Annotated in this window: 20 protein-coding genes; 12 read left to right on the forward strand and 8 right to left on the reverse strand. The window is 62.8% G+C overall.

The window, feature by feature from the left end; all coding sequences use genetic code 11:
* Nucleotides 1-293 precede the first annotated feature (293 nt).
* Entirely contained in the window at nt 294-1,181 is an 888-nt protein-coding gene (rhtA, locus tag A0O30_RS00005; protein WP_105945133.1) for a threonine/homoserine exporter RhtA, read from the forward strand.
* A 193-nt stretch (nt 1,182-1,374) separates the two neighbouring features.
* A complete protein-coding gene (locus A0O30_RS00010; protein ID WP_016714998.1) occupies nt 1,375-1,656 on the forward strand; it encodes a hypothetical protein in 282 nt (93 codons plus the stop codon).
* Between the two features lie 39 nt (nt 1,657-1,695).
* Here A0O30_RS00010 and A0O30_RS00015 read toward each other — a convergent pair whose 3' ends face one another.
* Entirely contained in the window at nt 1,696-3,504 is a 1,809-nt protein-coding gene (locus A0O30_RS00015; protein WP_105945134.1) for an aminopeptidase P family protein, read from the reverse strand.
* Nucleotides 3,505-3,724: 220 nt separating this feature from the next.
* Here A0O30_RS00015 and A0O30_RS00020 point away from each other — a divergent pair, with 220 nt between their 5' ends.
* Together A0O30_RS00020 and A0O30_RS00025 are read left to right on the forward strand one after the other, a co-directional pair.
* Entirely contained in the window at nt 3,725-4,840 is a 1,116-nt protein-coding gene (locus A0O30_RS00020; RefSeq protein ID WP_105945135.1) for a DUF3182 family protein, read from the forward strand.
* Complete coding sequence (locus A0O30_RS00025) at nt 4,824-5,594, forward strand: S9 family peptidase (RefSeq protein ID WP_105945136.1); 771 nt, start codon at nt 4,824-4,826, stop codon at nt 5,592-5,594. Before A0O30_RS00020 ends, A0O30_RS00025 begins: the two co-directional genes overlap by 17 nt.
* Here A0O30_RS00025 and A0O30_RS00030 read toward each other — a convergent pair.
* Entirely contained in the window at nt 5,573-5,953 is a 381-nt protein-coding gene (locus tag A0O30_RS00030) for an antibiotic biosynthesis monooxygenase (protein ID WP_105945137.1), read from the reverse strand. The two genes, A0O30_RS00025 and A0O30_RS00030, sit on opposite strands and share 22 nt — an antisense overlap.
* A gap of 54 nt (nt 5,954-6,007) precedes the next feature.
* Entirely contained in the window at nt 6,008-7,027 is a 1,020-nt protein-coding gene (locus A0O30_RS00035) for a GlxA family transcriptional regulator (protein ID WP_105945138.1), read from the reverse strand.
* 82 nt (nt 7,028-7,109) lie between these two features.
* On the opposite strand from A0O30_RS00035, the gene A0O30_RS00040 reads away from it, so the two are divergent.
* A complete protein-coding gene (locus A0O30_RS00040) occupies nt 7,110-7,658 on the forward strand; it encodes a cysteine hydrolase family protein (protein ID WP_105945139.1) in 549 nt (182 codons plus the stop codon).
* Between the two features lie 48 nt (nt 7,659-7,706).
* On the opposite strand, the gene A0O30_RS00045 is transcribed toward A0O30_RS00040, so the two are convergent.
* Nucleotides 7,707-8,270, reverse strand: a complete 564-nt coding sequence (locus A0O30_RS00045; RefSeq protein ID WP_105945140.1) for a helix-turn-helix domain-containing protein — start codon at nt 8,268-8,270, stop codon at nt 7,707-7,709.
* A gap of 83 nt (nt 8,271-8,353) precedes the next feature.
* Between A0O30_RS00045 and A0O30_RS00050 the strand changes: the two genes are divergently transcribed.
* From A0O30_RS00050 to A0O30_RS00080, 7 genes are all read left to right on the forward strand, one after another.
* A complete protein-coding gene (locus A0O30_RS00050; RefSeq protein WP_105945141.1) occupies nt 8,354-9,304 on the forward strand; it encodes a DMT family transporter in 951 nt (316 codons plus the stop codon).
* A 149-nt stretch (nt 9,305-9,453) separates the two neighbouring features.
* Nucleotides 9,454-12,369, forward strand: coding sequence for a monovalent cation/H+ antiporter subunit A (locus tag A0O30_RS00055; protein WP_105945142.1), 2,916 nt, complete (start codon nt 9,454-9,456; stop codon nt 12,367-12,369).
* Nucleotides 12,369-12,713 (forward strand): Na+/H+ antiporter subunit C, encoded by a 345-nt coding sequence (locus A0O30_RS00060; RefSeq protein ID WP_003250128.1) that lies wholly within the window; start codon nt 12,369-12,371, stop codon nt 12,711-12,713. Before A0O30_RS00055 ends, A0O30_RS00060 begins: the two co-directional genes overlap by 1 nt.
* Complete coding sequence (locus A0O30_RS00065) at nt 12,710-14,389, forward strand: monovalent cation/H+ antiporter subunit D (protein ID WP_105945143.1); 1,680 nt, start codon at nt 12,710-12,712, stop codon at nt 14,387-14,389. The genes A0O30_RS00060 and A0O30_RS00065 overlap by 4 nt, the downstream gene beginning before the upstream one ends.
* Complete coding sequence (locus tag A0O30_RS00070) at nt 14,386-14,874, forward strand: Na+/H+ antiporter subunit E (RefSeq protein WP_019098773.1); 489 nt, start codon at nt 14,386-14,388, stop codon at nt 14,872-14,874. Before A0O30_RS00065 ends, A0O30_RS00070 begins: the two co-directional genes overlap by 4 nt.
* Complete coding sequence (locus tag A0O30_RS00075) at nt 14,871-15,149, forward strand: K+/H+ antiporter subunit F (RefSeq protein WP_003250109.1); 279 nt, start codon at nt 14,871-14,873, stop codon at nt 15,147-15,149. Before A0O30_RS00070 ends, A0O30_RS00075 begins: the two co-directional genes overlap by 4 nt.
* Nucleotides 15,146-15,511: a Na+/H+ antiporter subunit G gene (locus A0O30_RS00080; protein ID WP_016714985.1), complete on the forward strand. Its 366-nt coding sequence runs from the start codon at nt 15,146-15,148 to the stop codon at nt 15,509-15,511. Before A0O30_RS00075 ends, A0O30_RS00080 begins: the two co-directional genes overlap by 4 nt.
* Before the next feature lie 10 nt (nt 15,512-15,521).
* Here the strand turns inward: A0O30_RS00080 and A0O30_RS00085 are convergent, their stop codons facing one another.
* The 4 genes from A0O30_RS00085 to A0O30_RS00100 form a co-directional block, all read right to left on the reverse strand.
* Nucleotides 15,522-15,734: a hypothetical protein gene (locus A0O30_RS00085; protein WP_105945144.1), complete on the reverse strand. Its 213-nt coding sequence runs from the start codon at nt 15,732-15,734 to the stop codon at nt 15,522-15,524.
* The gene (locus A0O30_RS00090) at nt 15,731-16,201 is read right to left on the reverse strand and encodes a hypothetical protein (RefSeq protein WP_060500527.1); all 471 of its coding nucleotides are present in this window, start codon (nt 16,199-16,201) and stop codon (nt 15,731-15,733) included. The genes A0O30_RS00085 and A0O30_RS00090 overlap by 4 nt, the downstream gene beginning before the upstream one ends.
* Before the next feature lie 345 nt (nt 16,202-16,546).
* Nucleotides 16,547-16,741, reverse strand: coding sequence for a hypothetical protein (locus tag A0O30_RS00095; RefSeq protein ID WP_105945145.1), 195 nt, complete (start codon nt 16,739-16,741; stop codon nt 16,547-16,549).
* Nucleotides 16,742-16,919: 178 nt separating this feature from the next.
* Nucleotides 16,920-17,324, reverse strand: a complete 405-nt coding sequence (locus tag A0O30_RS00100; RefSeq protein ID WP_003250099.1) for a TraR/DksA family transcriptional regulator — start codon at nt 17,322-17,324, stop codon at nt 16,920-16,922.
* Between the last annotated feature and the right edge of the window lie 273 nt (nt 17,325-17,597).

Consider the following 17,597-nt stretch of genomic DNA (forward strand, 5'->3'; position numbering starts at 1 on the left):
CCTCAACCGAGGCGCGCATTATACGCTTTCCTCAGAGCCTGTCAAGCGTTTATTTTGAAGTTTTTTGCGAGAAACTCGTTTAGCTTCAAACACTTGACTCAACAGGGTGGCTAGCTTTGCTTCGCTACCGCGTTGGAGTGGTGCGCATTATAGGGCCGCCTTCAAGGAGGTCAACCCTTAATTTCAATGTTTTGAAATATTTATGCCGAAGGCGCTTCAGGGCTACCACGCGCCCCATCAATTGCGCACTATATTGCTCATCACCCACCCCGCCCAAGGATCGCCGCACAGAAATGAACACCCAGCCCCGCAGCCTGGCCGCCACCCTCTTCCCGATTGGGCTGCTGCTTATCGCCATGGCATCGATTCAATCGGGTGCCTCCCTGGCCAAAAGCATGTTTCCCATTATCGGCGCACAAGGCACCACCGCCCTGCGCCTGATATTCGCCAGCATCATCATGCTGCTTATATTGCGCCCGTGGCGGGTACGCATGACCGCCAACACCCTGCGTAACGTGGTCATCTATGGCATGGCCCTGGGTGGCATGAACTTCCTCTTCTATATGGCGCTGCAAACGGTGCCCATCGGCATTGCCGTTGCACTGGAGTTCACCGGGCCGCTCGCCGTGGCGATCTTCTCTTCACGCCGGCCAATCGACTTTCTGTGGATTGCCCTGGCCATCGCCGGCCTGCTGCTGTTGCTGCCAGCAGGGCACAGTGGCCAGGCACTCGACCCGGCCGGTGCTATCTACGCGCTGGGTGCTGGCGTGTGCTGGGCCCTGTACATTCTGTTCGGCCAGCGTGCCGGGGCCGAACACGGCATCCAGAGCGCCGCGCTCGGCGTGGTGGTCGCTGCACTGTTCGTCGCCCCCATCGGCATTGTCCACGCGGGCAGTGCGCTGCTCACGCCCGCTGTCATCCCCATGGCGCTGGGCGTGGCGATACTGTCCACAGCGCTGCCCTACAGCCTGGAGATGGTTGCCCTCACGCGCATTCCGGCTCGCACCTTCGGCACCCTGATGAGCATCGAACCGGCGTTCGGGGCGTTGTCCGGCCTGCTCTTCCTGGGCGAAGTGCTGACGGTTACCCAATGGCTGGCGATTCTGGCAATCATTACGGCCTCTGTCGGCACCACGCTCTCCATGCGCAAGGAGCCCACCCCAGCCGTCGCGGCAGACTGATATGAGAAATATTTTCATTTGAGACAGGATTAAGGATTGTAGCGATCCGTCTCGCTGATTAAGCTGTCACAGAATCATCATCTTTACGCTATCTACTGGACCGAACAGGGACGCTGGGGAAATTTCAGGAAGAACCGAAGCGATAACGACAGGGCCAGACGACAGCTGATCGGCCCTGCATTTAAGGACAGGAATGAAACGTATTTTTCTCATCCTGGCCATCTTGGCTATTGCTGGATGTGCCGCCACGGCCAAGACTGAGGTCAAGAGGGGCAAGAAGGGCCTGCATATCAACTGCTCCGGCCTTTCCTCTTCGTGGGACAACTGCTACAGCAAAGCCGCGAGCTCTTGCAGCACACGCGGCTACCGGGTAATCGCACGCTCGGGCGACAGCGATGAAGAAGCCGGCGACTACTTGTTCGGCATCAACCCGGCGGGTTACACCAGCCGCAGCATGATCGTCATCTGCAAGTAGGAAAAAGGGCAGCTCACAAGCTGCCCTTTTCATTTGCCGTTACAGCGGCGCGGTACGCGTTTCTAGCCAGACCAAAGCGTCATCCTTGAGTAACGGCGCCAGGCGCTCACGCACCGTGGCGTGATAGCGGTTCAACCACTCCACCTCTTCTTTTGACAGCTGTTCGGCTAGCAGGCACCGGGTGTCGATCGGGCACAATGTCAACGTCTCGAAGTTCAGGAAGTCGCCAAATGCACTCTTGCCGGCTTCGCGATTGACCACCAGGTTCTCGATGCGTACACCCCATTGCCCCGGGCGATACGTACCTGGCTCGATCGAGCTGATCATGCCCGCCTGCATCGCCGTCTGCGGTGCAGGTGCCGCCTGGTAGGCAATGACCTGTGGCCCTTCATGCACATTCATGAAGTAGCCCACCCCATGCCCGGTACCGTGGCCGTAATCCACCTGGTCTGCCCAGATCGGTGCACGAGCAATGGCGTCGAGCAACGGCGACAGCACCCCACGCGGAAAGGTGGCACGCGACAGGGCAATCATGCCCTTGAGTACCCGGGTGCAATCCTGCTTCTGCGGGTGGCTGGGGTTGCCCACCGGCACCATGCGTGTGATGTCGGTGGTGCCGCCCAGGTACTGCCCGCCCGAATCGATCAGCAAAAGCCCGTCGCCCTCGATGACCGCGTGCGACTGCTCGGTAGCGCGGTAATGCGGCATGGCACCGTTGCCATTGAAGGCAGCAATGGTCGAGAAACTCAGCGATACGAAACCCGGGCGCCGGGCACGGGCGGCACTCAGTCGCTCGTCAATCGTCAGCTCGGTGATTGTCTCTTTGCCCAGGCTGGCCTCGAACCAGGCGAAGAATTCGCACAAGGCAGCACCGTCCTGCTCCATGACCTGACGGATGTGAACCAGATCTTCATCACCTTTGCATGACTTGCTCAGGGTGGTGGGGTTGATCCCCTCGATCAGCACAACCTCTGCCGAACGGTTTTCCAGCAGGCCACAGGTGACCCGTGCCGGGTCCACCAGCAACCTGCTACCGGCCGGTACGGCACCTAAAGCCTTGCCAGCCTCGCTGTAGTCGCGCACCTCGATGCCGTCGACTGCCAGCACTTGGCGCAAATGCGCATCCATCTTGTCCTGGCCAACGAACAGGATGGCCTGCTGCTGATTGATCAAGGCAAAGGCCAGGAACACCGGGTTGTAGGAAACATCGCTGCCACGCAGGTTGAACAGCCAGGCGATGTCATCGAGGGTAGCAATGAAATGCCAGTCCGCGCCCTTGGCTTGCATGCCCTGGCGCAACTGCGCGAGTTTTTCCGCCCGGTTCACCGTGGCATGAGGCGGCAAGTGCTGGTACACCGGGTTGCCGGGCAACGCCGGGCGCCCATCCCAGACCTGCCCCAGCAAGTCCTTGTCAGTCACCAACCGCGCACCACGCACTTTCAACCGCTCGACCAACTGGCGCGCCGAAGCCAACGCCATGACCGCACCATCCACCGCGACACTGCCGTTGAGCTCGACGTTTTCACCCAGCCACTCCAGTGCCCCGGGTTTGCCCGGCAAAAGCTTCATCAGCTCAATGCCGCTGCCAGCCAACTCATGTTCCGCCTGCTCCCAGTAGCGGCTATCGACCCACAAGCCGGCAAACCCCGGGGTAACTACCAGTGTGCCGACCGAGCCGTGGAAACCCGAGAGCCACTGACGCCCCTGCCAGTAACCGGGCAGGTATTCGGAAAGGTGGGGGTCGGCCGAAGGCACCAGCAAGGCATCGATGCCCTCTGCCGCCATGGCCTGGCGCACGCGCGCCAGGCGCTGTGGCACGCTTTGCTCAAGGGTGGTCTGGACGTTCATGCGCTCTCCTGCGGCAACATCACGGTTGATCCAATGTGCCGATAATGGAACAGCCGCCAGAACCCTGCAATCGCGACGACCAAGACACGGCATGCATTGCCCGCCACGCCTTGCGCTAATCAGACACTTCCTACAAGGAGCTCAGGACCACCGATCAAGTCCCGCTGAACTTCCGCAAAGGGGCGGCTTCACACACAGTACACTCACTGCCCACAGGCAAATGACCATGCCCAATGCCTGGCATTCGAAAACCGGCGTGGTGCTGCTCGACACCCGCGAGCAAACGCCCGAGCATGAGCACGCCGTGCACCTCAAGCTTGCCGACGGCCTCGCCCGCCTGCTGGGTTGTCCACATGTGCCTAGGCAGCAGGCCAACGCCAACGATAACTACTACTTCGTGCCCACCGAGACCCTGATCGACCACAGGCGCTATACCGCCCTGGGTATTCTTGGCGAACAGGACCTGTTTGGCGGCCTGGTGTCCTACCCCCACATGGCGACCAAGGCAATCTCCCACCCGCTGCCGGCCAAGGCCAGCTTCCCACCGGGCTGGACCGATGCCTTCGCCCAACAGGCTTGTGACGCACTGCTGCGCGGCTACACCGTGTTCAGCAAAGCCGATGCGCGCACTGCCGCACAGTTGCTGCTGCTCGACGGCCCGCTACGGGTCAAGCCGGTACTGGCGAGCGCAGGCCGCGGACAACAGGTCATCAGCACTGCGGACGCATTGGAACCCCTACTGGACGATATGGACGAACAGGCGCTGGCCGTGTGGGGGCTGGTACTCGAAGAAGACCTGAACGACGTAAAAACCTTCAGCGTCGGCCAAGTGCGCGTCGCGGGGCTGACATGCAGCTATTACGGTACCCAACAGCTGACCCATGACCACCAGGGCATCGAGGTGTATGGCGGCTCCGACCTTGTGGTGGTACGTGGCGACTATCAGGCGCTGCTGCAACTCCCCCTGGAAGACCACCTGCGCCTGGCGATCAACCAGGCCATGACCTACGAGCAGGCTGCCGAGCAGCACTTCCCTGGCTTCATCGCCTCGCGGCGCAACTACGACATCGCTCGCGGCCTGAGCCCTCAGGGCCACCTGCGTAGCGGTGTGCTTGAGCAATCCTGGCGCTTGGGCGGTGCCAGCAGTGCCGAGTTGCTGGCCCTGCAGGCATTTGCCGATGACCCGGCATTGCAGCAGGTGCATGCCTCCACCCACGAAGTGTTCGGCACGCCCGACCTGCCCGCTGATGCCACCCTCTTCTACCAAGGAAACGACAGTGAACTCGGACAATTCAGCAAATTTGCACGGATTCGCGAACATGGCCGTTCAGAGTGAAACCGTTGAACTGCAAGTCGACAACGACAGCATTGTCGGCACCCTGGTCAGCCCCGGCAGCAAGATGCCGGGCATCCTCTTCGTGCACGGTTGGGGCGGAAGCCAGCAGCGTGATCTGGCCCGGGCCCGGCACATCACCGGACTGGGCTGCGTGTGCATGACCTTCGACCTTCGCGGGCACGAAAAGACCGAAAGCCAACGCCTGACAGTCACGCGTGAACAAAACCTGCATGACCTGATGGTGGCCTACGACCGGCTGCTGAGCCATCCAGCCGTGGACAGTAGCGCCATCGCCATCATCGGCAGCAGTTATGGTGGCTACCTGGCAACGCTGCTGACCCGCGAACGGCCAGTCAAGTGGCTGGCCCTGCGGGTACCCGCCATGTATTGGGACGACGAATGGAACACCCCTAAGCAAACCCTCGACCGCCAACGCCTGAACGCCTACCGGCAGCAATCGCTTGGCCCGGCGGACAACCGTGCACTGGCAGCGTGCGCCGAGTTCGACGGGGACGTCTTGCTGGTAGAGTCCGAACAGGACGACTATGTACCGCACAGCACACTGATGAGCTACCGCTCGGCATTCATCAGCGCCCATTCGCTCGCCCATCGCATCGTCGACGGGGCCGACCACGCGCTGTCCAGCGAACAGAGCCAGAAAGCCTACAGCTCGATCCTGGCAGCCTGGATCAGCGAAATGGTCATCGGTGCCCGACTGGACCGCTACCCGCATTACGCGCCTTGGTATGCCTGAAGCTCGCCCACCTCACAATGCAGGCCGCCATCGGTGCCGCGCACCAGGCTGCGCAGCGTCTGGTAGGCTGCAAAGTTCACCCCACGCGCCTGATGCTGCCCCAGCAGCTCAAGGAAGGGCTCTTCAACGAAGTACTCGGCCGCCGCCGACCAGGCCTGGCGTGACTGCCATTGCAGGTATTGCAGCACCCGGCTGCCATCGTCACTGGCCTGGACACTGACACCCTGCAGCCCTTCACAGCGCGCAGCAAGCGCTTCGCTGCGCGCCACCAAGGCCTGAGCCAATGCTTGTTGGCACATGCTGGGCACTTCGTACTCGATCATCTGGGTGAACCAAAGGGCATTAGGGCTTGCCGACATCGGCGGTCTCCTGGTAATGGACGCATGCAGCGCGATGCCGAGCAGGGTAAAACCTCAAGTAAAGTCAAGGTCAAGGGGTTTATGCGCACCCTCACCTGATACCGCAAAACGCCGCCGGTAGTCACTCGGGGTCAGGCCGGTAATGCGCTGGAACACCTTGCGAAACGCACCCGGGTCCTGGTAACCGACACCCCAGGCAATCTGTTCGACGTTGCGCCGGGTGAACTCCAGCAAACGGCAGGCTCGCCCTACCCTCACCTGCTGGCAATACTCGGTCGGACGCAGCCCGGTGGCGGCACGAAAGCGCCGCAGGAACGTGCGCGCTTCCAGCCCCGCGCACGCAGCCATCGCCGCAAGGTCAGCCTCCTGCCCGCCATTACCCTGCAACCAATGTTGCACCTTCAACACGGCCTCGTCGCCGTGGTCCAGGCGCGGGCTGAACAGTGCTCCGGGCAAGGGCGCTGTCGTCGGCTCGACTGCCAGATAGCGAGCGGTCTCTCGCGCCACCGTCGCCCCAAGAAATCGCTCCAGCAGGCGCAAGCCCAGGTCAGTCCAGGCCATCAACCCTGCCGAGGTCACGATATCGCCGTCGTCCAGCAACGGCTGCCGGGCCTCTACCCGCACCTTGGGGAAGCGCTGGGCCAGGGCATGCACGTAGTTCCAGTGGGTGCAGGCCGGGCGCCCGTCGAGCAGCCCACTGGCGGCAATGAAAAACACCCCGATGCAAACCGACGCCAGCACCGTACCGCGCCCGTGCAACTGGCACAGCGACGCGCGGTGACGGTCAAGCAGCTCGGCTTGCGGGGCCGACTCCAGGCTTGGCGGAATGATCAATACACCCAGGCCCGGTGCAGCAGTCGCTGAGCTATCCGGGGCTGGCAGCAACTGCCCTGCCTCATCGGCCTGCCAGAAGCTGACGCGAATGTGCGGCAGCTCGACAGCCCCCAGTTCGGCCGCAACCCGGTTGGCCACCAGGAACAGGTCGGCCAGGCCATATACGGCCGCGCGCTGCACGCCAGGGTACAGCAGCAGGCCGATGTCCAGGCTGGCAGGGATGTCAGTTTTTGCCCGCATAGTGTCGTTCGCGCCAATCCTCAGGTTCGTGCACACAGCCTATAACTAACGCCTACCAACGACTACTGCCACAGGAGGCAGCATGAGCAAGCAGGCGCTGATCATCATCGACATCCAGAACGACTATTTCCCGGGCGGCAAATGGACCCTCGATGGCGCCGACCAGGCGGCCGACAACGCTGCCCGGCTGCTGGCAGCCGCACGCCAGCGCGGCGACCTGGTGGTGCATGTGCGCCATGAGTTCGACAGTGCCGATGCACCCTTCTTTGCACCGGGCTCGCAGGGTTCGGCGATCCATTCCAAGGTCGAACCGGCAGCAGGCGAGCCGGTGGTGCTCAAGCACAAGGTCAACGCCTTCCTCGGTACCGACCTTGAGCACACGCTGGACCGACATGGCGTCGAGGCCCTGACCATCGTCGGCAGCATGAGCCATATGTGCATCGATGCCGCCACCCGTGCTGCGGCCGACCTGGGTTACCAGGTGACCGTGGTGCACGATGCCTGTGCGACCCTGCCGCTGGCGTTCGACGGCAGGCAGATACCGGCGGCGCAGGTTCATGATTCGGCGATGGCGGCGCTGGCATTTGCCTATGCCAAGGTCGTGAAGACCGATGAGTTGCTTGAAGGCTGATCGGCTCGAAAGCTTTGGGGCTATGCATCAGCCCCAAAGCTTGCAGGCTCAAATCACCACATTACGCACGAACCGCACCGCCATCGCCCCATCATTGCGGTACGCATACCGGCAGTTGCTGGGGAACACATGGAACTGCCCCACCAGCAGACGACGCTCGACCCCTTCGATGATCAACGTCAGCTGCCCTTCAGCCACATAAATCTGCTCGCTCCAGCCTTCGGCATCGGCCTCGCTGGAATAGCACTCACCCGGCGCCAGGGTCCACTCCCACAGCTCCACCTCACGCCGCGCCGGGCTGGTGCCAAGCAACACTGCGCGGCTCTGCGGATGCTCACCCGCCCAGGCCAGCTCTTCGATACGCCCGGGATCACGCCGATCAGGCGCCTGGATCAAGGTACTGAATGCCACCCCCAAGGCTTCGGCGATCAAGTCCAGCGTGGTCAGGCTGACGTTCTTTTCCCCCGCCTCGATCGCCACCAGCATGCGCCGGCTAACCCCGGAGCGCTCGGCCAACGTCGTCTGGCTCATGCCAGCCGCGTTGCGCAGGCTGCGCACATTGAGGCTGACATGTTGAAGCACCGATGCGCGGTGCGCGGAATCTTTGTGCACTATATTGCTCACTGGTCGAGATTGCGCAGTATACTGCCCACTTTGCGGCGATTGTGCGCCGCCCCCTCCGAGTGCGCAAGACCATGAGCCAGGCCAGCAACAAACCGACCCCCACCGTAACCTTTCGCCTGAGCAAGGCTGAACTGGTGCTGGTGTTCATCACCATGTTGTGGGGCGGCACCTTCCTGCTGGTGCACAACGTGATGACCGTCAGCGGCCCGATGTTCTTCGTCGGCTTGCGCTTTGCTGCAGCTGCACTGTTCGTGGGCGTGGTCTCGGCGCGGGCATTGCCCGGGCTGACCTTCACCGAGCTCAAGGCCGGCATGCTGATCGGTGTATCGATCATGCTCGGCTATGGCTTGCAAACCATGGGCCTGCAAACCATCAGCAGCAGCCAATCGGCGTTTATCACTGCACTGTACGTACCGTTCGTGCCACTGCTGCAGTGGCTGGTACTGGGCCGACGGCCTGGCCTGATGCCCAGCATCGGCATTTGCCTGGCGTTCATCGGCCTGATGCTGCTGGCCGGGCCGGAAGGCGGCAGCCTGCATTTCAGCGAGGGCGAGCTGGTCACCTTGGTCAGCGCAGTGGCCATCGCCGGCGAAATCATCCTGATCAGCCGCTACGCCGGCCAGGTCGACGTGCGCCGGGTTACCGTGGTGCAACTGGCGACCGCGTCGTTGCTGGCGTTTCTGATGATCGTGCCAACCCAGGAGCGTATCCCCGACTTCTCCTGGCTGCTGCTGGGCAGCGCCGTAGGCCTGGGCGCCATGAGCGCAGTCATCCAGGTGGCGATGAACTGGGCACAAAAGTCGGTTTCCCCCACCCGGGCCACGCTCATCTACGCCGGTGAGCCAGTGTGGGCCGGGATCGTAGGGCGCCTGGCGGGCGAACGCCTGCCGGGCGTGGCACTGCTCGGTGGCCTGCTGATCGTGATCGCGGTGGTGGTGAGCGAGCTCAAAGTACGTCGACCACGCGAGGCCACCGAGGCACGCGATGTACAGAATGAAGGCGAACGCCAGGCGGAGGTGTGAAGTCGCTAACAGCAGCTATGCTTTGTAAACAAATGTTATAAAAAAACAGCTTGTCACAGCCTGTTTGTAGGATTCTGCGACAGCTTGCGTGTTGGTGATCACCCCCTCGACACGTATGATCTTTGCAAACTTCTCCAGAATAGGCCGCTATGTCATTGATAGTGCTATTGCTTCTGCCGTTCGTGGGCAGTTGCCTGGCAGCCGTGCTGCCGCACAACGCACGTAACGCCGAGTCCATTCTTGCCGGGCTCGTAGCCCTGGTCGGTACCGTCCAGGTAGCACTGCTGTACCCCCAGGTTGCCCATGGCGGTGTGATTCGCGAAGAGTTCCTGTGGCTGCCCAGCCTGGGGCTCAACCTGGTACTGCGCATGGACGGCTTCGCCTGGCTGTTCTCGCTGCTGGTACTGGGCATCGGCACGCTGGTGTCGCTGTACGCGCGCTACTACATGTCACCGCAAGACCCGGTACCGCGCTTCTTCGCCTTCTTCCTGGCCTTCATGGGCGCCATGCTTGGCCTGGTGATCTCCGGCAACCTGATTCAGCTGGTGTTCTTCTGGGAGCTCACCAGCCTGTTCTCCTTCCTGCTGATTGGCTACTGGCACCACCGCGCCGACGCCCGCCGTGGTGCCTACATGGCGCTGATGGTGACCGGTGCAGGCGGCTTGTGCCTGCTGGTCGGGGCCCTGCTGCTCGGCCATGTGGTCGGCAGCTACGACCTGGACAAGGTCCTGGCTACCGGCGATACCATCCGCCAGCATGCGCTGTACCCGGTGCTGCTGCCCCTGATTCTCATCGGCGCCCTGAGCAAGAGCGCACAGTTCCCCTTCCAGTTCTGGCTGCCCCACGCCATGGCAGCGCCCACGCCGGTATCGGCCTATTTGCACTCTGCCACCATGGTCAAGGCCGGGGTGTTCCTGCTGGCGCGGCTGTGGCCGGTGCTTTCCGGCAGCGAAGAGTGGTTCTGGATCGTCGGCGGTGCCGGTGCCCTCACCCTGCTGCTCGGCGCGTTCGCCGCCATGTTCCAGAACGACCTCAAGGGCCTGCTGGCCTATTCGACCATCAGCCACCTGGGCCTGATTACCCTGCTGCTGGGCCTGAACAGCCCACTGGCTGCCGTTGCAGCGGTGTTCCACATTCTCAACCATGCCACGTTCAAGGCCTCGCTGTTCATGGCCGCCGGCATCATCGACCACGAAAGCGGTACGCGCGACATCCGCCGCCTCAGCGGCCTGATCCGCCTGGTGCCCTACACCGCGACACTGGCCATGGTGGCCAGCGCCTCGATGGCTGGCGTGCCGCTGATGAACGGCTTCCTGTCCAAGGAAATGTTCTTCGCCGAAACCGTATTCATCAGCTCCACCGCGTGGGTCGAGGCCACCCTGCCCGTGATCGCCACCCTGGCTGGCACCTTCAGCGTGGCCTATGCCCTGCGCTTTACCGTCGATGTGTTCTTCGGGCCGACCGCCCAAGACCTGCCCCACACCCCGCACGAGCCGCCACGCTGGATGCGTGCGCCGGTCGAGCTGCTGGTGCTGACCTGCCTGGTGGTGGGGATCTTCCCTGCCCAGTCGGTCGGCCCACTGCTGGCCGCTGCGGCGCTACCGGTGGTAGGCGGCACCCTGCCGGAGTACAGCCTGGCGATCTGGCATGGCTGGAACGCACCGCTGATCATGAGCCTGGTGGCCATGAGCGGCGGTATCGTGCTTTACCTGCTGCTGCGCAAGCAGCTGCGCCTGGGCCGCTTCCCCTACCCGCCGGTGATCGAGCGCTTCAACGGCAAGCGCCTGTTCGAGCACGGGCAGGTTCACCTGATGGTGCTGGCGCGTCGCGTCGAGCGCCTGTTCACCTCTCGCCGCCTGCAATCGCAGCTGTTCATGCTGGTGGTCGCCGCCTTTCTTGCAGGCCTCACGCCCATGCTCTACAGCGGGCTGAGCTGGGGCGACCGGCCGAAAATTCCGGGCTCGGGCGTGTTCGTCGCACTGTGGCTGATCGCCATTGCCTGCGCCATCGGCGCCGCCTACCAGGCCAAGTACCACCGCCTGGCGGCACTGATCATGGTCAGTGTCTGCGGCCTGATGACCTGCATCACCTTTGTCTGGTTCTCCGCGCCTGACCTGGCCCTGACCCAGCTGGTGGTGGAAGTGGTCACGACTGTGCTGATCCTGCTGGGCCTGCGCTGGCTGCCACGGCGTATCGAAGGCGTATCGCCACTACCGGGTAGCCTGGAGCGGGCGCGCATGCGCCGCCTGCGCGACCTGCTGCTGGCCGTGCTGGTGGGTGGCGGCATGGCCGTGCTGTCCTACGCCATGCTGACCCGGCCAACGCCCAACGACATCTCGTCGTTCTACCTAAGCCGTGCGCTGCCCCAGGGCGGCGGCACCAACGTGGTCAACGTGATGCTGGTGGACTTCCGCGGCTTCGACACCCTCGGTGAAATCACCGTGCTGGTGGCCGTGGCGCTGACCGTGTTCGCCCTGCTGCGCCGCTTCCGCCCCCCCAAAGAGAGCATGCAACTGCCGGCGCAGCAGCGCCAACTGGCGCCTGACGTGGTCACCGACCTGATCAACCCACGGCATGCCACCGACACCGCCCTGGGCTTCATGATGGTGCCTGCCGTGCTGGTGCGCCTGCTGCTGCCCGTCGCGCTACTGGTCTCGATGTACCTGTTCATGCGGGGTCACAACCAGCCGGGCGGCGGCTTTGTCGCCGGACTGGTGATGTCGGTGGCGTTCATCCTGCAGTACATGGTGGCCGGTACCCAGTGGGTCGAAGCGCAGATGAGCCTGCGCCCGCTGCGCTGGATGGGCACCGGGCTGCTGTGCGCGACCCTGACCGGGGTCGGCGCCATGCTGCTGGGTTATCCGTTCCTCACTACCCATACTGCCCACCTGCACCTGCCGCTGCTGGGTGATGTGCATGTGGCCAGCGCGCTGTTCTTCGACGTCGGCGTATACACCGTGGTGGTCGGCTCGACCTTGCTGATCCTCACGGCCCTGGCGCACCAGTCGGTGCGCGCTTACCGCCCGGGCAACCCGGCGAAAACCAGCCAAGCAGGAGCCGCCTGATGGAAGAAGTGATTGCAGTCGCCATCGGCGTGCTCGCCGCCTCGGGGGTGTGGCTGATCCTGCGCCCCCGTACCTACCAGGTCATCATGGGCCTGTGCCTGCTGTCGTACGGGGTCAACCTGTTCATTTTCAGCATGGGCAGCCTCTTCATCGGCAAAGAGCCAATCATCAAGGACGGCGTCACACAGGACCTGCTGCACTACACCGACCCGCTGCCGCAGGCGCTGGTGCTTACCGCCATCGTCATCAGCTTTGCCATGACCGCACTGTTTCTGGTGGTGTTGCTGGCCTCGCGCGGCCTGACCGGTACCGACCACGTGGATGGCCGGGAGCGTGACGAATGAATGGAGTGAGTCAACTGATCGTTGCGCCTATCCTGCTGCCGCTGGTCACTGCCGCAGTCATGTTGTTGCTGGGTGAAAAGCACCGGCAGATCAAGGCCCGCCTGAACCTGCTGTCGACCTTCGCCGGCCTGGCAATCGCCGTCAGCCTGCTGCTGTGGGTGCGCACCCAGGGGCAGGCAGCGTCGATCGGCGTTTACCTGCCGGGCAACTGGCCGGCACCGTTCGGCATCGTGCTGGTCGTGGACCACTTGTCGGCCCTGCTGCTGACCCTGACCGGGGTTATCGGCTTCAGTGCGCTACTGTTTGCCCGCGCCCGGTGGGACGGTGCCGGGGCAAGCTTCCATGCGCTGTTCCAGATCCAGCTGATGGGCCTGTACGGCGCCTTCCTCACGGCCGACCTGTTCAACCTGTTCGTGTTCTTCGAGGTGCTGCTGGCCGCGTCCTATGGCCTGCTGCTGCATGGCTCGGGCCGCGCCCGGGTGCGGGCCGGCCTGCACTACATCGCCATCAACCTGTTCGCCTCGTCGCTGTTCCTGATCGGCGCTGCCATGCTGTATGGCGTGACCGGCACCCTGAACATGGCCGACCTAGCCCTGAAGATTCCCCTGGTGCCAGAGGCCGACCGTGGCCTGTTGCACGCCGGTGCGGCGATCCTGGCGATGGCCTTCCTGGTCAAGGCCGGTATCTGGCCGCTGAACTTCTGGCTGGTGCCCGCCTACGCTTCGGCCAGCGCCCCCGTGGCTGCGCTGTTCGCCATCATGACCAAGGTCGGCCTGTATGCCGTGCTGCGCCTGTGGACACTGTTGTTCTCCGGGCAGGCCGGGGCCTCGGCGCATTTCGGCGGCGAATGGCTGGTATACGGCGGCCTGGCCACCCTGGCGGTGGCTGCGGTATCGATCCTGGCTGCACAGCGCCTGGAGCGCATGGCAGCCCTCAGTATCCTGGTCTCGGCTGGCACCCTGCTCGGCGCGGTTGGCTTTGCCCAGGCGGCGCTGACCGGTGCGGCGCTGTTCTACCTGGTCAACTCCACCCTGGCCCTGTGCGCGCTGTTCCTGCTCGCCGAACTGGTCGAACGCTCACGCTCGGCCAATGAGGCGCCCCTGGACGAAGAAGAAGACGTGATGCCGCCCCCGCTGGAGTCGCTGCACCCGCCCAAGGGTATCAACCTCGACGACGAGCAGAAGGTGGTGATCGGCCAGATCATCCCATGGACCATGGCGTTCCTGGGCCTGAGCTTCATCGCGTGCGCACTGCTCATCATCGGCATGCCGCCACTGTCGGGCTTTGTCGGCAAGCTCAACCTGATCAGCGCGCTGTTCAACCCGCATGGCCTGGGCGTGCCGGCCGAACAACCGTTGAGCCCGGCAGGCTGGGGCCTGGTGGCACTGCTGATCCTGTCCGGTATGGCGTCGCTGATCGCCTTCGGTCGCGTGGGCATACAGCGCTTCTGGAAGCCCGAAGAGCGCCCGTCACCCGTGCTGCGCCGCTATGAGTGCCTGCCCATCGTCATCCTGCTCGGCCTGTGCATGGTCCTTAGCCTCAAGGCCGAGCCATTGCTGCGCTACACCCAGGACACCGCCGCCAGCCTGCAGGCCCCGGACGCCTACATCGAAGCCGTGATGGCCGCTCGGCCGATTCCTGGCCCCACCTCGCTCGACGTACAGGTGCAGCCATGAACCGACTGTTCCCCGCCCCGTTGCTATCGGTTTCGCTGTTCGGCCTCTGGCTGTTGCTGAACCTCTCGGTCAGCCCCGGCAATCTGCTGCTGGGCGCCGCACTGGGTGTGCTGGCCCCGCTGCTGATGGCACCGTTGCGTCCGCAGCATGCCCACGTGCGTCGGCCGCTGGTCATTGCCCGGCTGATCGGCCGGGTCGGCATCGATGTGATCGTCTCCAACCTGCTGGTGGCCCGCGGCGTACTGCGTGCCGGCAAGCAGCCGCCACGCTCGGCGTTCGTGCACATACCGCTGGCATTGCGCGACCCGCACGGCCTGGCGGCACTTTCGATGATCACCACGGTGGTGCCCGGCACAGTCTGGTCCGAGCTGGCGCTGGACCGCAGCGTCTTGCTGCTGCATGTGTTCGACCTGGACGATGAAGCGGCCTTCATCCAGCACTTCAAGGACACCTACGAACGCCCGCTGATGGAGATCTTCCAATGACAGGCCTGCTCGCCAATGCTGTCCTCGCCAGCCTGTTCATCTTCGCCCTGGCCATGGGCCTGGCGCTGATCCGGCTGTTCCGTGGCCCGTCCGCCCAGGACCGTGTGCTGGCGCTGGACTACCTGTATATCCTGGCCATGCTGACCATGCTGGTGCTGGGGATCCGTTACGCCAGTGACACCTACTTCGAAGGTGCCCTGCTGATTGCGCTGTTCGGCTTCGTCGGCTCGTTTGCCTTGGCCAAGTTCCTGCTGCGCGGAGAGGTGATCGAATGACCGAAACCTTGGTACTGCCCTTCTGGCTGGAGGTGGTCACTGCCGTGCTACTGCTGACCGGCAGCCTGTTCGCCCTGGTGGGTGCCATAGGCCTGGTACGCCTGAAAGATTACTTCCAGCGTATGCACCCACCGGCACTGGCCTCAACCATCGGCGCCTGGTGCGTGGCGCTGGCCTCGATCATCTACTTTTCCTGGCTCAAGGACGCGCCTGTGCTGCACGCCTGGCTGATTCCGATCCTGCTGTCGATCACCGTGCCGGTCACCACGCTCTTGCTGGCGCGGGCGGCGCTGTTCCGTAAGCGCATGTCGAAAGAGCCGGTGCCCGAAGAGGTTAGCAGCGGTCGCGACCGCGGTAACTGAAGGTTGCGCCTCACCTTTGGCTGAGGCGCTGCAGCTCCCGCCGGACCATGGCGACATAAGGCGGTGGGCCGAGCCGGTAGAGCTCACCCGCCACCCAGCTCAGCCAGGTGCTTTGCAATTCCTCGCGCCTGGCCAGCAAACGTTCGGCCTCGGCCACGGCATCCGCCTGATGCTGCCGATGAAATTCAGCCCGCGAGGCAGGTGCACCGTCAGGGCCGGTCACTCACTGGCCTTGAAGGTGGTCAGTTCACCCTTGCGCCATTTGGCAACCTTGCCGGTCACCGCCTTGAGCAACTTGCCCAGGCCTTCCTGCACTTGCTGCTGTGCGGCGAACACCAGCATCACGCCCTGGCCCTCACGAAACACGATGCCCTCGCCTTCCGGCACCGAAACGAAGGCGTAATCGCCCACGCCATACACATTCAACTTGATTTCGCGAAAGCGCATTTCCAGCTTGCCACCTTCACGGCTGGGCAATACGGCAGCGCGGAAGTGGTCGCCTACTTTTAGCTCCAGACGTTGCTTGTCATCGACCACCAGTGCACTTTCGGTGTCGATTTCGGCCATGTAAAGGCCTTCTGGATTCTGTTCGGTGACATAGATGAAGCGGCCCTGGAACAGTTGGGCCAATTTACCGCGCAAGTCGCCGAGGGCGAACAATGCATGGGTATCAAGAGTGCTGACTGCCAATGAAGTAATCCTCAACCGGTTACAACCCGCCCTCACCCAAGCTCGGGGAGGCACGGCCATTTCTTATCGATAGGCGAAAAGAGTAATAAAGCGATATACGAAATGTCTGTGCCCGCTGACGATGCAGCGTGCAGGAATCTTTACTCTGGTTTGCCAGATTCGCCCTCAACCGAAGGCGTTTGGCTCATTCCCGGCGTGGGAAGCGTGATGCCTGAGATCACTCGCCAGAAAGCGCAACCAAGGAAGCGGGCCTGCAAGAACACAAGGCCGGGCATCCCGATGCGCATTACTGTAGGACAAATATGCCCGAAAACACCGAAACCCGTCGAGAGGCAATAAACATTTTCAGGCAGCCAGCCCTTTCTTCAGTTGTTGCTGCCAGGCGGCCTGGCATTCCAACGCCTCTTCACGGGTGGCAAATGCAGTACCACGGCGTTCGCCATTGACCAGCACCACCCAGCAGATGCGTTTGCCCAGCGCTTGCAGGGTGGGCGGCACCCCCGAACCAATCATCACGGCTACATCGACTCGGCTATTCATCATTCCCTCCGGAACTTAATTAGCACCCTAACGATATAGTCATGATACGCCTGCTCGTGGCGAGGAAACAGCGCATGCCGGTACAGCAGTGTTACGCACGGGGCAACAAAAACGGCGTCAGCGAGGAACGCAAAAAGCCCCAGGGATTGCTCCGTGGGGCTTGGCACCGCGCGCGGGGTTATACCTGGCGCTGGTGGCGGTCGAGCTGCTCGTGGCGCTCCTGGGCTTCGATGCAGTACTTGGTGGTCGGGCTGATCAGCAGGCGTTTCAAGCCAATCGGCTCACCGCTGTCATCGCACCAGCCGAAGCTTTCGTCGGCAATACGGTCCAGGGCCATTTCCAGCTGTGGCAGCAGGCGCTGGTCGCGGTCGATGGCATTGACCAGCCAGCTACGCTCTTCTTCGACCGAAGCCACGTCGGCAGGGTCCGACGGAGTGTCCAGGCCTTCGATGGTGGTGCGGCTGAGCTCGATGCGCTCATGGGTTTCGACTTTCATCGCCTGCAGCAGCTCAGTGAAGAAGGCCAGCTGGTCGGCGTTCATGTAGTCATCGGCCGACATGGCCAGCAACTGTTCCTTGGTCATCGATTTCTCTATGAAAAAATGTGCATTTGGGCGATTCATGTGCCGCCGACGCCTTGGCATCGGCAGCGGAATTCTTCAAGCGCCAACCGGCACTCTTTTACAGGGGGCGGCAGTCTAAGGCGCCACGTCGCGTGGAGCAACTGCAAATGGGTGCGAATTTGCTTCCGGTGCTTACAATCCGCCGGTCGGTGCCATCAGTTCAAGTCGATTGCCAGCGCGATACTATAAAGCAAGCCCTTGCCTTGGCTGGCTGTTGATCTGGCTGTTGATCTT

The sequence above is a fragment of the Pseudomonas sp. LLC-1 genome (assembly GCF_002992185.1).
GTDB classification, from domain to species: domain Bacteria; phylum Pseudomonadota; class Gammaproteobacteria; order Pseudomonadales; family Pseudomonadaceae; genus Aquipseudomonas; species Aquipseudomonas monteilii.

Excerpts from the sequence above, each read along its gene's own strand:
- A0O30_RS00080 (WP_016714985.1), top strand. The coding sequence starts at position 15,146 with ATGACCGAAACCTTGGTACTGCCCTTCTGGCTGGAGGTGGTCACTGCC.
- A0O30_RS00010 (WP_016714998.1), top strand. The coding sequence starts at position 1,375 with ATGAAACGTATTTTTCTCATCCTGGCCATCTTGGCTATTGCTGGATGT.
- A0O30_RS00060 (WP_003250128.1), top strand. The coding sequence starts at position 12,369 with ATGGAAGAAGTGATTGCAGTCGCCATCGGCGTGCTCGCCGCCTCGGGG.
- A0O30_RS00070 (WP_019098773.1), top strand. The coding sequence starts at position 14,386 with ATGAACCGACTGTTCCCCGCCCCGTTGCTATCGGTTTCGCTGTTCGGC.
- A0O30_RS00015 (WP_105945134.1), bottom strand. The coding sequence starts at position 3,504 with ATGAACGTCCAGACCACCCTTGAGCAAAGCGTGCCACAGCGCCTGGCG.
- A0O30_RS00035 (WP_105945138.1), bottom strand. The coding sequence starts at position 7,027 with ATGCGGGCAAAAACTGACATCCCTGCCAGCCTGGACATCGGCCTGCTG.
- A0O30_RS00020 (WP_105945135.1), top strand. The coding sequence starts at position 3,725 with ATGACCATGCCCAATGCCTGGCATTCGAAAACCGGCGTGGTGCTGCTC.
- A0O30_RS00030 (WP_105945137.1), bottom strand. The coding sequence starts at position 5,953 with ATGTCGGCAAGCCCTAATGCCCTTTGGTTCACCCAGATGATCGAGTAC.
- A0O30_RS00050 (WP_105945141.1), top strand. The coding sequence starts at position 8,354 with ATGAGCCAGGCCAGCAACAAACCGACCCCCACCGTAACCTTTCGCCTG.
- A0O30_RS00040 (WP_105945139.1), top strand. The coding sequence starts at position 7,110 with ATGAGCAAGCAGGCGCTGATCATCATCGACATCCAGAACGACTATTTC.
- A0O30_RS00055 (WP_105945142.1), top strand. The coding sequence starts at position 9,454 with ATGTCATTGATAGTGCTATTGCTTCTGCCGTTCGTGGGCAGTTGCCTG.
- A0O30_RS00100 (WP_003250099.1), bottom strand. The coding sequence starts at position 17,324 with ATGACCAAGGAACAGTTGCTGGCCATGTCGGCCGATGACTACATGAAC.
- A0O30_RS00095 (WP_105945145.1), bottom strand. The coding sequence starts at position 16,741 with ATGAATAGCCGAGTCGATGTAGCCGTGATGATTGGTTCGGGGGTGCCG.
- A0O30_RS00025 (WP_105945136.1), top strand. The coding sequence starts at position 4,824 with ATGGCCGTTCAGAGTGAAACCGTTGAACTGCAAGTCGACAACGACAGC.
- A0O30_RS00075 (WP_003250109.1), top strand. The coding sequence starts at position 14,871 with ATGACAGGCCTGCTCGCCAATGCTGTCCTCGCCAGCCTGTTCATCTTC.
- rhtA (WP_105945133.1), top strand. The coding sequence starts at position 294 with ATGAACACCCAGCCCCGCAGCCTGGCCGCCACCCTCTTCCCGATTGGG.
- A0O30_RS00065 (WP_105945143.1), top strand. The coding sequence starts at position 12,710 with ATGAATGGAGTGAGTCAACTGATCGTTGCGCCTATCCTGCTGCCGCTG.